Genomic DNA, 15,164 nt, shown 5'->3' on the forward strand with positions numbered 1-15,164 from the left:
GAGGTTTCTGATGAGCAAACAGCGTGGAATAGTGCTTTTTTTTGCACTGATTGTATTGATCATTATGACCGTCATTGGTGTTGCATTGGCTGTCAATTCTACGCAATCACTTCGTATGTCAGGCGCAGGTTCTGAACGAATTGAGGCAAAAGCGCTTGCTGATGGTGGTTTACAGCAGGTTATTACAAATTACCAAGGGGCACTTTTTGCTAACCTTGGCTTAGTAACTTCGGAAACTCTCTTTAATGGAACGCAGCAATTAACTCCGCTCCCACTTACTGGAGTTAGGGATGTTAGTTGTCAGCGAACAGACAGGGCGACTGGCGCTAATTTAGTGAGTTGTCGACGAGTGGAAATTAGCAGTACAACAACGTTTGGTCGAGACAATTTAGGGCAGATCACTGTTGTTGCTGGGATTGAACAGCAAGTACTAACAGGAGATTAATATCATGTTAAATAAGTGCTTAATAGGTCTTTTGACTGCATTAATTATTATGTTAGATGCAGTATATGCCGATGATACTGAACTATATCTTATTGATTCTACAGTCCGTTCAGGTAAGCGACCACAAGTGTTATTTATTTTCGATAACTCTGGCAGCATGTCGACAATTGAAGAGAATGCCGTGACGTCTTACTGTTCTGAAGCAGGTAAAGCTGCGGGGACTTGTAGTTATCCTACTGGATTTGATAATTTCCTCTCGGGTTATTCTGGTTATATCAATAATAAAGGGACCTATTGGAATGCGGGTGGTATAGATAATACTAATAATATGCCAACACCGGATAAGCCTAATGATGCTCGACGCTTCTATTTAGATAATAATAACTGTAATACAGCAGCAAAAGCATTAGTGGATAAAGGACGTTATACAGGTTATTTACGAGAGTTTAGCAGCAACCGAAATACTTGGAATAATCTAGCGGATAATAATGGATTTAATCAGAATGATATAGTGGATTGTTATGAAGATATTCTTAATGGAGACCCTGTTAATCCAGGTAAACTAAAAGGTGTAGCTTTTAAAAATGGATATCCAATAAATAATAAATCAATGTATACCACAGAGAGTGGTGAAGCAGATCGTTTGTCGAGTTTGAGTAATACTCAATTTGGTTCTGGTCAGCCTGTTACCTTATATAGTGCACATTATCTTGTTTGGCATAAATGGGCGACGACAACAGAAGAAGGTAAAAGTAGTGGTGGTGTCGGTACTCGGCTTGATGTTGCCAAAAGTGCGTTGATTTCTGCACTAGAATCGTTAGCAATTCCTATTGATGCTGGACTTGCAATTTTTAATTTAAATTACCCTAATGAGGGTGATGCTGACGGTGGTCGAATCGTTTATGATCTAACTGAGATGAACAGCATTAATAAAGTGAATCTGACTTCACTTATTAAAAATATGCCAGCAAAAACTAATACACCACTTTGCGAAACACTTTATGAAGCATATCAGTATTTTAGTGGTGGGCAAGTGACTTTTGGCAATAAAGATAAAAATGGCACAGGGAATAATAAAATTGATGGATATACTCCAAATAATCCTCCAAGTATATTAACCTCTGGGAGTTATACGACGCCATTTAAAAAATGTCCCGATACCGCTTATGTTATCTATATTACCGATGGCGCGCCAACATTAGATAAATCGGCAGATACGCTTATTAATGGTTTAGTTGCAAACGCCAAAAACCAAGCTGCTAACTATGCTGCATTCTCGTTTACTAATGCTGGAAATAAGACAGAAACAAGCTACATGCCTGCACTCGCTGCTTATATGTATAACAATGATATTGTTATTGGAAATAAAGACTCTTTAGGTGTTGATAATAAACAAAATATACGGGTGTTTACTATCGGTTTTTCTGATGGTGCAGATGAGGCCGCAGCTCTGTTAGAAGAGACTGCTTTTAGGGGAGGTAATCCTCGTGGAAGTAATAATATCTCTAAGGGATATTATGTCGCTAAAAATGGGCTCGATTTAGTTTCAGCGTTAGAAGATGCTTTGAAATCAATTTTGACAATAGATTCATCTTTTACCTCACCAAGTATTGCGAGTAATAACTTTGATAAGACTCAAACCTATAATTCAGCATATTATGCAATGTTTTTACCCGGCAATGGACCTCGATGGAGTGGTAATCTTAAAAAACTAAAAGTCAATACGGCAGGCGAAATTGTAGGCCCTGGTGGAAATAATAAAGCAATTGATTCAAATGGTAATATTGCAAATGATGTTTGCACATATTGGAATACTTGCTCCGAATCAAATGATGGTAATAAAGTTCTTTTTGGAGGAGTCTTACCTTCGTTGAGAGCTAAGCTTAAAAATCGAACTATTTATACCAATAATGGTTCAAGTTTGATTAATTTTTCCAGTTCTTCTTTTATCTCAGGGCATTCTCAGGCGGATTTTGATTGGTTATATGGTGTGGATGTTGATGATGAAAATAACAACAACAATACATCAGACGCTAGAGAAGACGTTATGGGCGATCCACTTCACTCTAAACCCTTAGCTATCAATTATGGTAGTACAACAAATTTGGATGTACGGATTCTTGTTGGCACTAACCAAGGGTTAGTGCATATGTTTAAGGATTCAGATACAGGTAATAATGATTATAGTGTGGGTTCTGTTGAGGAGTCATGGGCATTTATTCCTAATGAACTTTGGGGCAATATTCCGCTATTAAGGCAAAATCCAGCGACCGGGGTGCATTCAATATACGGTATGGATCTATCACCTGTGGCATACACTGAAAGCGATGCAACAGGTAAGCTCACTAAGGCTTGGGTGTATTTAGGTATGCGAAGTGGCGGTGCATCCTACTACGCTTTAGATATTACAGCCGTTGATGCCCCAACATTTAAATGGATGATTAACTCGGATAGCACTTCCTTTGAGGATCTAGGCCAAACATGGTCTGAACCTGTAGTCACTTACATTCCCGGAGTCAAGGACCCTATATTGATATTCGGTGGGGGAATGGCATCATCTGATGGTTCTGGTGCTGCAGTTTATATTGTTAATGCGGATACTGGTGCATTTATCACTAAATTTACTGCTGACGATATGGGGAGTGTTGTTACCAAAGTGGCTGTGCTAGACAGTGACAACGATGGTGCAACGGATCGTATATATGCCAGTGATATTACGGGTAATGTATGGCGTATTGATTTGGCTAGCACGACTCAAAGTGAGTGGACTATTTTTAAATTTGCTTCCATTGCGGGTGAGTCCCCTAACAATCGAATGTTCTTTGCTGAGCCTGTCGTCGCACAAACTCAATTTAATAATGTTCATTCAGAGAGTGGTGTCTTAAGTTATCAAAAAATACCTTATGATGCGGTCACTATAGGAACAGGAAACCGCAACCATCCTTTAGATATGACGACAAACGATATGTTTTATGTCTTTCAAGATAGAAATGTTGTCACGCAAATTTTTGAAGAAAAACCTTCAGTACTAACCATTAACGATCTTTACGACGTTAGCAGTAGTTCCCCAGTTAGTGAGTCAGATAATGTTGCTTTTGGTAAAACGAGGGGCTGGTATTACGATTTTACTGCCAACGGAGAAAAAAGCTTATCTGCTTCACTTATTTTTGATGGCAAAGTTTATTTTACATCCTTTGTGCCCCCCACAAATCAAGCGGTAGATTTAGATGCCGGCGTTTGTGGTTTTTCTGGTCAAGGGCGATTATATGTATTTGATTTACATAAGGGCACGCGTACCTATAATCAGGTTTATTATGAGGTTGGTGAGCGGGTACCTGATACACCCCAAATCGTCATTCCAAAACCTGAGGACGGTGAGGAGGTTAAAGCATATATCATCGGTGTTGGTAAAGGTGAGTGTGAAAATGGTGAATGTAAAGGTACGATTGAGTTAGGTAGCGGCTTGGGCGCTAATAAAATTTACTACCATATTAATGAGTGATATTGAATGAAGATCGCCAGAGGTTTTACGCTAATAGAGTTAATGATTACCGTTGCGATAGTCGGAATTCTAGCGGCGATTGCTTATCCATCTTATATTGAATACGTTACTAAAAGTGGCCGTTCTGAAGGCGTTGCAGCAGTGATGCGAGTTGCTAACTTACAGGAACAGTATTACTTAGATAATAAGGCTTATGCTACAGATATGACTAAGTTAGGGTTATCTGCAAGCCCGTTCATCACTGAACATGGACATTATAGTCTTTCTTCTGAAGGGACGAGTAGTTTTAAAATTACGGCGACTGCGAAGGGAAGTCAGGCGAGTCGGGATTCTGTTTGTGCAACTATCACATTAACAGATATCGGTGTTAAAGGGCCATCTGAGGAGTGTTGGAAATGATTAAGCCTATTGTGCTCATATTTATTTCAGTGCCATTACTGGTAGATGCCGCTTCAATTGATATGATTCAGGATTACAAGTGCCATATCACTTTTGCTCAAAGTGAACAGATAGCTTTTTATCGTTGGGAATCGAGCAAAGCTCAACTTAATATGGCTAAGTTACCGAGCAAACAGTTGACGGATAATTTAGGGCGCAAGCATTTTATTCAAGATGTTGTTGAGTGTGTTCCTTTAGGTGATGAATTTAGTAATGAAAAAAGTCAAGAGCTAGACAAAAAAACACCAAGGTAACGTATTGATTTTATTTTATATTTGTATCAGCGTAGAGTGTAATAATTTTAAGTCGTATCATTTCACAACTATAAGAGATGTGTAGATGCCTTAATATCGCTTTTTAGCAACTTATACCTGTTTCACCATAGGCGATTAATCCACCAATATTAACGATTACTCCTTTAGCGGAAGAGGCTTTTGCATTAGCACAATAAATAATGCTGCCACCAGTGGCTAATCCATCCGTTGAGAAGGTAATTGTTTCTACAGAGGATTTCACTATATCAGAGGAGTGAAACCCTTCAATTACTCGCAAGGATTTTGTGCTATCTGCAGTTGAAAATATTCGAATTCCAGTGCTCCAATCAGTTCCTGCTTTACAACTTGACTCCGATTCATATGCACATACAGTCACAGCATTACCATAATTGATGGCTTGGTTTCGGGCAAATACTAAGGTGTCATTGATTTTTCTGATATTATTATCAACACGTGTTGACTCATAAAGTGATATTAATGATGGTGCTCCTATGCTTAATAATATTGCCGCAACGGCAATGGTCACCATCAATTCAACTAAAGTAAAACCAGTAAAAATTTTTAGCATAAGTTAATCCTCGCAAATACTTTGTTTAGTATAAGCGATAATATGGCTATTTTCAGCATATCTAACTTACTCTTCTAAATTCTATCTTTTGATATTTAAATAAATATAGTTAAATAACTAGTGATGAGCTTTATATCAATTTATGTTTGATTAGCTACAATTTATGTTGCTATCAGTGGAGAACCGAACGCGTCCAGCTTGGTTGACAATAACCGCTCTCGCATAGGGGCTTGTAGCTGATCCTGGGCAATATTTAAGTGTCGCATTTGTCCCTGATGCCAATCCATCAGGTTGAAAACGTATCGCTATACGATTGCATTTAACTATATCTTTGGAATAAAAAGCATTAGTTTTAAAGAGTGTTTTTTCATCATTATCGAGTTGATTATTTTCATTAGTATCTACAAAGATGGTGAGGCCTACCTGCCAGTTTTGCGAACACTTGTCGTCAATGAGTGCACAAACAGTGATTTTCCTATTGAATGAAATTGCTTGATTCCGTGCAAGTTGGATCGTTTGTTGAATATTGCGAATACTGCTATCAACTCGATGTCTGGTATAAATATCGTTTAATGAAGGTACTCCAACTGTCAATAAGATGGTTGAAATGGATAGGGTGGTAATAAGCTCAATCAAGCTAAAACCTTTTTGATGAGTATGCATGACATATCCTTGTCTTAATTACGCTTAGCATCCCGCGAGCGAGTTGATTAAGTGATAACTTAAGTAGTAAGTATAAAATCTGACCAGATAATCATTAAATTTTTTTTAGACTTTTATGTGCTAAAAGCGATTTTTGTAGAAACTGTGTTTTATGAGTAAAGCATGACATTCACTTCAATATTAACGTAAGCCCGTGTAAGCTAGTGCTATTCTGTTTGTTTATGTTGATGCAAGGGATGAGGAGTTTTTGATGAAAAAAGTTGAAGCCATTATTAAGCCTTTTAAATTAGATGATGTGCGTGAATCACTTGCAGAGATAGGCATTACTGGGATGACGGTGCTCGAAGTCAAAGGTTTTGGTCGTCAGAAAGGGCATACAGAGTTGTATCGTGGTGCTGAATATATGGTAGATTTTTTACCTAAGGTGAAGATTGAGTTGGTGATCCAAGATGATTTGGTTGATCAAGCTATTGATGTCATTGTTGAAACCGCTCGGACTGGCAAAATTGGGGATGGTAAGATTTTTGTCTCAGATGTTGAGCGTGTGATTCGGATACGTACGGGCGAAGAGAATGAAGAAGCCGTATAATCCATTTTAGATATTAAAGGGCCTCACGGCCCTTTTTTATACAATGAATTCGCGGTAGTTGCATATGGTGCTGACTTTTCTGAAATATCTTTAATGGAAATTAGAATGGTTTGCTTCACTAATGTAGTTATCTCTTATCTGTAACATGGTATAACTTAGCGACGCGAATAGGTTACGAGGTTGTCGTTGTGACTACGAAAAGAATAGTGATCGTTGGTGGTGGTGCTGCTGGTTTGGCTCTTGCATCTAAGTTAGGCCGTAAATGGGGTGGTAGTGATATCATTGATGTGTGCTTGATTGACAGAAGTCCTATCCATATATGGAAGCCTAAATTACATGAAGTGGCTGTTGGAGTAATAGATCAATCTATCGAAGGACTGCTTTATCGTGATCATGGGCTTAAAAATGGCTACCGTTATATTCGTGGTGAGATTGAGCAATGCGATCCTGATACTAAAACTATCCAATTGGCCGCGGTCTATAACGATGATGGGGAATTACTATTAGACCCACGTCCAATAGAGTATGATTTTTTGGTGCTTGCATTAGGTGGTGTTTCTAATAGCTTTAATACATTAGGTGCAGAGGAACATTGTATATTTCTCGATAGTTTAGAAAATGCCAATCTATTTCATCATAAACTACTCGATGCTTTACTGCAGTTAAATGAAACTCAAGAAAGAGTCAGTATCGGCATTGTTGGTGCTGGGGCCACGGGAGTTGAATTAGCTGCTGAGCTTCATCATGTCATTGAGTCTGTTAAAGAATATGGTTATCTTAACATATCTAAGAATCATCTTGATGTGCATCTCATTGAAGCCTCACCTAAAATTCTCCCCCAATTATCTGAACGTGTTAGCGCAAGGGCGCAGGCTGTTTTGGATAAAATTGGTATACGTTTACATATTGGTGTGCAAGTTAAAGAAGTGACCCGTGAGGGTTTTATCACCCAAGATGGCGATGTGATTGAAGCGGGTTTAAAAGTATGGGCCGCTGGTGTAAAAGGGCCTAAAGCCTTTCAAAACTTTACTAAATTACCAATTACTCCACGCAATCAAGTGGAGGTTGATGCTTGTATGCGAGTTAAAGGGCAGATAGATATTTATGCCCTAGGTGATTGTGCCTTATTAATTCAAGACTCTGGACAGCCTGTTCCTCCAAGGGCCCAAGCAGCAGCGCAAATGGCAGACACGTTATTTGATAATATCGTTAACCGGTTACAAGATAAGCCAGAAAAACCCTTTGTTTATAAAGATTATGGCTCGCTGGTTTCCTTGAGTCGGTTTTCTGCGGTGGGTAATTTAATGGGTAATCTACGTTCAGGCACTTTCTTTGTGGAAGGACATATTGCGAGAATTATGTATATTTCGCTATATCAGAGACATTTAGCAAGTTTATATGGGTGGTTTTCGGCGATAGTCTATCGAGTTGCGCAAAAGCTATTGAAATGGCAGCGACCAAAGCTTAAATTGCACTAACTGTGTGATGAACCAAATAAAACAGAGCTCGATTGGGCTCTGTTTTATTTGATACTAGGTGATTTACGTCTTTGGTATGGTCGATGAGTCTCTTATCACAGGTTCTGGAGTGAATACTCTGGCAAACTTTGCATCTTGTTCTCGGCGATTTGCAATTAACAGTTTTGTCGCCACTTGTGCTATTTCTGAGTTAGGTTGATGTACAGTGGTGAGTTTCGGCCAAGTTTGACGTGAAAATGGGCTATCTTCAAAACCTACAATTGAAAGATCAGTCGGGATATCTAACCCTGCTAAACGAGCGGAAAAAAGTGCTCCAGCAGCAATTTCATCGTTGCAGGCGACGATAGCTGTTGGACGAGTTGCTAGCTTGATTAGCTTGTTAGCGCCTTCAACACCGGACTCAAATGAGTATTTTCCTTCAATTATGTAATCTTCATTCAAGACTAAATGGTTTTTTGTTAATGCTTGTTTATAACCAAGTAAGCGCTCTTTAGTCGATTCATGGTGTAAATCACCACTCAAAAATGCGATTTTTTTATGACCCAAATCAATTAAATGTTGGGTGATTTCAATCGCTCCGAATTTATCATTGACTAGTATAGTGAGTCCATCCTGAGATTTTTCATCTTCACCTGCAATGATGCGGACATAATTTGCATCAATATCACTCAGTGCTTTTAATACTTTTGGATCTTCGGACAGAGGAGGTGTAAGTACTAGACCTGCGAGTCTTGAATATTTCACTAGGGCAGTGAGTTCCTCGCAAATGGTGTTAGATTTAGCATTACAAGGATGTATTACAAGTTCATACCCTTTATCTTTACATGCGGACAAAATGCCATTTTGCATATCAATAATGTAGTAGGCATTGGGATTGTCGTAAATAAAACCAATCGCATAGGATTTCGTACCCGCTAGATTTCTTGCTGCGAGATTAGGCTGATAATTTAGCGCTTTAATCGCTTCATTCACTCTATCAATAGTGGCCTGTTTCACCGATGGTTCATTATTGGTTACACGCGATACTGTCTTAATAGACACACCAGCATACTTAGCTACGTCGTTGATAGTGACTTTCATTGATGTAAAAACTCTGTCTAAGGCCCCGAAAGGCTAATATTTCCATGAACGTAAATCCTTTATGAGCGATTTACAGGCTTACATTTTGTAGCCATCTTTATATTTGTGTGACTTTATAGTGCGGGCTTTTAGAAGGCTTAGCAATGCTGAATTGTTACAAATTGGCATTATTTTTAATTCTGTTACAAAGGAGTGTTGAGTCGTAAAATCACAGTAAATATTAACATTATGTTTTATAAGTAAAAACTTTTATTCAGATATGTAAGCATCCTACATTATGACATTTTTTATTGTCTTTAGTTATTTTGTTGTGGCAAGAATGTTGATTATTGTGTAATGTTTACCCAGACATGACAGCGTTGTCATTCCGCTAGGAATGGTTATGAATACTAAAACGATAATAAAGTTATGGAAGGGAAACGAGATGCGACCATCTACCTTTAAGAAAAGTGTACTAGCTACAAATATTGCTATCCTATTGGGCAGTGCTGTATCTGTCAGCGCAGTTGCTGCGAATGATGCAGTTGCTGCTCCAGAAAACATCGAAAAAATTGAAGTTCGAGGAATGAGAGCTTCAATGAAGGCATCTGTTAACGATAAGCGTTTTTCTGACGCTGTTGTTGATGCTGTTACCGCTGAAGATATTGGTAAATTTCCAGATGGAGATGTGGGTGAGTCTTTAGGACGAATTCCTGGTGTTGCGGTTAATCGTCAATTTGGTCAAGGTCAACAAGTATCGATTCGTGGTGCTTCAAGCCAGTTAACCAGTACGTTATTAAATGGTCATTCTGTTGCTTCAACAGGTTGGTTTGATCAACAAAACATTGATCGTAGCTTCAATTATAGTCTACTTCCCCCTGAACTTGTGGGTGGCATTCAAGTAAATAAGTCATCTCAAGCAGATATTGCTGAAGGTGGGATTGGTGGCACGGTTACAGTTAAAACCCGCAAACCCCTCGATTTGGATGCAAACTCAGTTTTTTTAAGTGCTAAGGGGGATTATGGTAGTGTTTCTGAAGAAATTGATCCACAAACCTCAGGCTTATATAGCTGGAAAACAGAAGATGAGAAATTTGGCTTTTTAGTGGCAGGTTCGTTAGATAAAACTGAATATCAACGCAATGGTATTGAATCTCTGCTCGGTTGGGGAGAAATTGTTCCAACAACTTTCCAGCAAGATCGTGAACGTACGGCTTTAAATGCTGCATTTCAATATCGGCCAACGGATGCGCTCGAGTTTGGTCTGAATATCATGAGCCTTCAACTTGATGCAAATAATGCTAATACGTCAATTTTTTTATTTCCGACGCAGCGAGGGGAAAATACTTGCCTTAAGAAAAACGCTGCAGGTGTTTGTACCTTAGTTGAGCATACAGATAAAGACGGTTTTGCTTGGGCACAGACATGGGCTCGTAAAGCAAGTATGTCCTCTGACACTATTGATTTAGATTTTACCTATCAAGCAGATGATTACAAATTAGAAGGGCGAATTGGTAAAACTAAAGCTGAAGGTGGAACAGATCTTACATCTAACTACGGGCAATCAATCGGTAAACCTGAAGATTTTGCTGGCATTTATGATGCTACTGGAGATGTGATAAAAATCAATATTGCTAATAATTCATTTGATGCAAGTGATTTCAATGGTCAGCTAGAAACGGCAGGTTGGGCACTTAAAAAGCAACCGAATACGGATGAAGAGGCGTTTGCAACATTTGATATTACAATCCCTGTTGAATTAGGAGTCATAACGTCGATTAAATCAGGTATTAGCTATGCCGATCATGATGTGACACAAACAACGGAAGCTGCACTATCATCGAATATCATGGCTAAAGATGCATCAGCCTATTACTCTGGCACTATGTCATCAGGCGCAGGCTTTACTTTACCTAAACCCATCTTTAATAACATGATTAATGATGCTTACGCTGCTATTGATGGTTTTACTCTCGATAAATCAGGGTACGGTACACTACAAGAAAAGAATTTAGCGCTATATACCATGGCGACATTTGCGAGTGAAGGTGTTCGCGGTAACTTTGGTTTAAGATATATTTCTACAGATGTTGAATCTGATTATTATGCATTGAGTGACAGCGGGGTTTATGCTGATGTATTAAGCACAGATAAAGCTAGCTATAACGATGTATTGCCAAGCGTAAATATTGCATTTGATTTAGCTAGTGATTTAATTTTAAGAGCCTCGGCAGCTCAAGTTATTTCTCGCCCCAATTATGCTGATTTATTTGCGACTTCAAAATTACCCGGTTTTAATGATGGAACGCCTGGTAATGAAAAGAAAGTAACTGGTAATGTTAATTTACAGCCTTTTAAAGCATCGCAAGCGGATTTAAGTTTGGAGTGGTATTTCAGTGGTGAAGGTTTATTTGCGGCAACCTATTTTATTAAAGATGTAAGCTCATTTATTTCGACTAGAGAAAAGTTAAATCAAGAAATCGGTATAGAAGATCCTAATTTAGTGATTGCAGGCGGCAGTTCATGTGGTGTCGGTATTTACGATTGTTGGACAGTGAGTGAGAACTTTAATGCGACTGGTGGTTCAATCGATGGTATTGAACTCCAGTTGCAGGATTCTTTTGACAATGGTTTAGGTTATTCAGTGAATTATACTTTTGCTGATGCTTCATCGCCTGCTGAGAATTATGCAGATCGTGTAGGCGTGTTCTCAGATTCGTCTAAGCACACTGTTAACTTAGTTGGTTATTACGAGATGGATAATTTCTCTACTCGTATTGCGTATAACTGGCGTTCAGAATATATGATGCGTGAATTACCCGGGTTTTATGGCAACCGTGAACATCAAGCCTATGGAACACTAGATCTCAGTGCTAACTATAATGTGACAGATTATTTATCTGTGACCTTTGAAGTGGTTAACTTACTTGAAGAGGATAGTATCCAGAAAGGTGTTTCACCAGTGAATGCACCTGGTGTCATCAGTGAATTTAAAGATAATTACCCAGTATGGAGCTTCGATGGTGAGGCTCGTTATAAACTTGGTCTCGCATTACGCTTTTAAACAAGTTGATTTAATGTAGAAGCCTAGCATTTGCTGGGCTTTTTTTACTATGAAAAGAGTAAAGTTGGTATGTTGATTGTATTTAATGAGTAAAAAATTGGCTGTGTTAGTTCAACTAAATTAATTAGTAACAATTTAATCATAAGGGTGAGATATAAAATCTAAAGTTTAAGTATTAAATAAAATGTTTACTCAGTGGAAATCAGTTACTTTCTCCAGTTTGTAGTCATTTCAGGAATGAGATAAGGATAATCATGAATAAAACATTTGCCGCGACCGCTATACTCGTCGCACTTGGTTTGACTGCATGTTCAGATGTGCCAGATGCTCAGGTAGTAAATCAGGCTCCCAAACCTGCACACGCCTCGCCTGCCAGTGAGGTTAACGCCGTTTCAGGTGCATTAACTCAAACTCAATTGCAGCAATTGGGGGATACCTTAACAGCCACTTACCGTGTTGTGACTAATATTCCCGATGAGCAATGTAACAAAGCGCTGGCCGAGGGTCGCTGCTTTGTGGCCGAAATCGATTTTGTACCGGGAATCGATATTGCCAGTCACGACTGGTCGATTTACTTCAGCCAAATGCGTCCGGTGCAATCGGTTCAGAGCGATGAATTTACAATCTCCCACGTAAAGGGCGACTTATACCGCATTGCACCGACTGCGGCTTTTACCGGTTTTAGCAAAGGTGTGAAAAAGACCCTGCGATTCCGTGGTGAGTTATGGCAATTGTCAGAAACTGATGCCATGCCTAATTACTACTTAGTGGCCGAACATTTAGCGCCAGTATTGATTGCGAGTACTCAGGTGGTGCAAGACCCTGAAACCAAATTAGAAGTGCGTCCCTATGTCGAAGGTTACACTGACATGGTGAAGCAATATCGCCGCACTGAAACTGATAAATTGCAACCCGCTGATGCAGCAAGGTTATTTATCAATAATCAAGCAGTAAGCGAAGATGCCGCACTAGCGACTAATGCTATTATTCCTACGCCGCAAAAAGTGCAAGTACATGGCACCGATAAAGCCGTGTCTTTAGCTGCGGGTATTAAAGTTGATTATCAACAGCTTGATCCAACACTGCTGACGCCAAGTCAAGTTGCGGCCGCATTAGCGCGTTTAGCCCGTCTTGGAGTGGCTGAAAACGATCAAGGTCTAGCGGTTAAATTGCAGCATAGTGCGGGCAATGAGGGCAGTTATCAGCTCGATATCAAGGCTAACGAAATCAACATCGCCGCAGCCGATGCTGCCGGTTTTTCCTATGCGCTATCTTCGCTGGCGAGTTTGATTGATGTGCAAGACTTGCGAGTCAATGCGATGACTATCGAAGATAGTCCACGTTATCCGTTTCGTGGTATGCACATTGATGTGGCTCGTAATTTCCACAGCAAACAATTGTTGCTGGATTTGCTCGACCAAATGGCGGCTTATAAGCTCAATAAACTGCATTTACACATGGCTGACGATGAAGGTTGGCGACTCGAAATCGACGGGTTACCTGAGCTGACCGACATCGGTAGTCAACGTTGTCATGATCTTGCTGAGAATACCTGTCTGTTACCGCAGCTGGGTAGCGGCCCTTTTGCGGAGTTGAGTGTTAATGGTTTCTATACTAAACAAGACTATATCGACATAGTGAAATATGCTGAGGCGCGTCAAATTCAAGTGATCCCATCGATGGATATGCCGGGCCACAGCCGAGCGGCAATTAAGTCGATGGAGGCGCGCTACCGTAAGTTACTCGCCGAAGGTAAAGCCGCTGAGGCTAAGACTTACCTGCTTTCGGATGCGGACGATAAAACCGTTTATTCCTCGGTGCAGTATTATGACGACAACACGCTGAACGTATGCATGGAATCGACCTATCAGTTTGTCGATAAAGTGATTGATGAGATTGCCAAGTTACATCAAGCCGCTGGTCAGCCATTAACCCGTTATCATATCGGTGCGGATGAAACCGCTGGCGCTTGGAAGCAATCGCCCCAGTGTTTGGCGTTTGTGGCCAATAACGACAAGGGCGTGAAATCAATCGACGAATTAGGCGCTTACTTTATTGAGCGCATCTCAAATCAGTTGGCGAATAAAGGCATTGAAGCTGCGGGATGGAGCGATGGTATGAGCCATGTTCGCCCTGAGAATATGCCCGCTAAGGTACAGTCTAATATTTGGGATGTGATTGCCCACAAAGGTCATTCGCGCGCCAATCAGCAGGCGAATCTCGGCTGGGAAACCGTACTTTCTAATCCTGAGGTGTTGTACTTTGACTTCCCCTATGAGGCCGATCCTAAAGAGCATGGTTATTACTGGGCAAGCCGCACGACCAATAGCCATAAAGTCTTTAGCTTTATGCCTGATAATTTAGCCGCTAACGCCGAGCAATGGACCGATATTCAACATCAGCCATTCGAAGCAGATGACAGAATAAAACTCGATGAGGCGGGTAAAAAAGTCTCGGGTCCAAGGGAAGAAGGCAAAGCTTTTAGCGGCCTTCAAGGGCAGATCTGGAGCGAGACAATTCGCAGTGACGATACTGCCGAGTACATGATATTTCCACGTTTGTTGATGCTGGCTGAGCGTGCTTGGCATCAAGCTGCGTGGGAAGTGCCTTATCAGTATCAAGGCGCTGTGTATAACCAAAACTCCGGAGCTTTTACCTTAGCCATGCGTGAGGCACAGGCAAAAGATTGGCAACAACTCGCGAATACTTTGGGCCACAAAGAGTTTATCAAGCTAGATAAAGCGGGAATTAATTATCGCGTACCGACGGTCGGCGCTGAGATCCGTGACGGTAAACTGTTTGCCAATATCGCCTATCCCGGGCTTAAACTCGAATACCGTAGTCTCAATGGCCAGTGGCAAGCTTATCAAGTGGGATTGGCGGTCACTGCACCAATTGAGATCAGAGCCATTGCGGCCGATGGTATTCGTAAAGGCCGAAGTTTAATCGTTAACTAAATAAATTTTTATATCTAGCTGTATTTTAAAAATAAAATACAGCCTTTTTATTTTTCTGTGTCGGTAATTTCAGAAAATTTATTTTAGATGAAAAATTGTCTTAAAAAGCAAATGACAACGCTGTCA

General features: G+C 40.1%; 11 protein-coding genes. 8 read left to right on the top strand and 3 right to left on the bottom strand.

The features are described 5' to 3' along the window. The first annotated feature begins 10 nt into the window (after window positions 1–10). The 4 genes from JEZ96_RS04940 to JEZ96_RS04955 are packed head-to-tail and all read left to right on the top strand — an operon-like array spanning window position 11 to window position 4,639. Window positions 11–445 carry a pilus assembly PilX family protein gene (locus JEZ96_RS04940; RefSeq protein ID WP_128090151.1) on the top strand — a complete coding sequence of 145 codons (435 nt, stop codon included), beginning with the start codon at window positions 11–13 and terminating at the stop codon, window positions 443–445. Window positions 446–449: 4 nt separating this feature from the next. Then, window positions 450–3,947 (top strand): pilus assembly protein, encoded by a 3,498-nt coding sequence (locus JEZ96_RS04945; protein ID WP_025007351.1) that lies wholly within the window; start codon window positions 450–452, stop codon window positions 3,945–3,947. A gap of 6 nt (window positions 3,948–3,953) precedes the next feature. After that, on the top strand, window positions 3,954–4,346 hold the full coding sequence (locus JEZ96_RS04950) for a type IV pilin protein (protein WP_011790364.1): 393 nt from the start codon (window positions 3,954–3,956) through the stop codon (window positions 4,344–4,346). After that, the gene (locus JEZ96_RS04955) at window positions 4,343–4,639 is read left to right on the top strand and encodes a TapY2 family type IVa secretion system protein (RefSeq protein ID WP_011790363.1); all 297 of its coding nucleotides are present in this window, start codon (window positions 4,343–4,345) and stop codon (window positions 4,637–4,639) included. Before JEZ96_RS04950 ends, JEZ96_RS04955 begins: the two co-directional genes overlap by 4 nt. A 103-nt stretch (window positions 4,640–4,742) precedes the next feature. Here JEZ96_RS04955 and JEZ96_RS04960 read toward each other — a convergent pair whose 3' ends face one another. Together JEZ96_RS04960 and JEZ96_RS04965 are read right to left on the bottom strand one after the other, a co-directional pair. Further along, on the bottom strand, window positions 4,743–5,228 hold the full coding sequence (locus JEZ96_RS04960) for a GspH/FimT family pseudopilin (RefSeq protein WP_014610072.1): 486 nt from the start codon (window positions 5,226–5,228) through the stop codon (window positions 4,743–4,745). A 150-nt stretch (window positions 5,229–5,378) separates the two neighbouring features. Beyond that, window positions 5,379–5,891: a GspH/FimT family pseudopilin gene (locus tag JEZ96_RS04965; RefSeq protein ID WP_011790361.1), complete on the bottom strand. Its 513-nt coding sequence runs from the start codon at window positions 5,889–5,891 to the stop codon at window positions 5,379–5,381. A 250-nt stretch (window positions 5,892–6,141) separates the two neighbouring features. Here JEZ96_RS04965 and glnB point away from each other — a divergent pair, with 250 nt between their 5' ends. Together glnB and JEZ96_RS04975 are read left to right on the top strand one after the other, a co-directional pair. Next, entirely contained in the window at window positions 6,142–6,480 is a 339-nt protein-coding gene (gene glnB, locus JEZ96_RS04970; protein ID WP_011790360.1) for a nitrogen regulatory protein P-II, read from the top strand. A 188-nt stretch (window positions 6,481–6,668) separates the two neighbouring features. After that, the gene (locus JEZ96_RS04975) at window positions 6,669–7,958 is read left to right on the top strand and encodes an NAD(P)/FAD-dependent oxidoreductase (RefSeq protein ID WP_011790359.1); all 1,290 of its coding nucleotides are present in this window, start codon (window positions 6,669–6,671) and stop codon (window positions 7,956–7,958) included. Between the two features lie 63 nt (window positions 7,959–8,021). Here the strand turns inward: JEZ96_RS04975 and JEZ96_RS04980 are convergent, their stop codons facing one another. Continuing rightward, window positions 8,022–9,038 (bottom strand): LacI family DNA-binding transcriptional regulator, encoded by a 1,017-nt coding sequence (locus JEZ96_RS04980; RefSeq protein WP_011790358.1) that lies wholly within the window; start codon window positions 9,036–9,038, stop codon window positions 8,022–8,024. 424 nt (window positions 9,039–9,462) lie between these two features. On the opposite strand from JEZ96_RS04980, the gene JEZ96_RS04985 reads away from it, so the two are divergent. Then, window positions 9,463–12,081, top strand: a complete 2,619-nt coding sequence (locus tag JEZ96_RS04985; RefSeq protein WP_025007352.1) for a TonB-dependent receptor — start codon at window positions 9,463–9,465, stop codon at window positions 12,079–12,081. A gap of 254 nt (window positions 12,082–12,335) precedes the next feature. Beyond that, entirely contained in the window at window positions 12,336–15,038 is a 2,703-nt protein-coding gene (locus JEZ96_RS04990) for a family 20 glycosylhydrolase (protein ID WP_061782638.1), read from the top strand. Window positions 15,039–15,164: the final 126 nt, after the last annotated feature.

The sequence above is a fragment of the Shewanella putrefaciens genome (assembly GCF_016406325.1).
GTDB lineage: Bacteria > Pseudomonadota > Gammaproteobacteria > Enterobacterales > Shewanellaceae > Shewanella > Shewanella putrefaciens.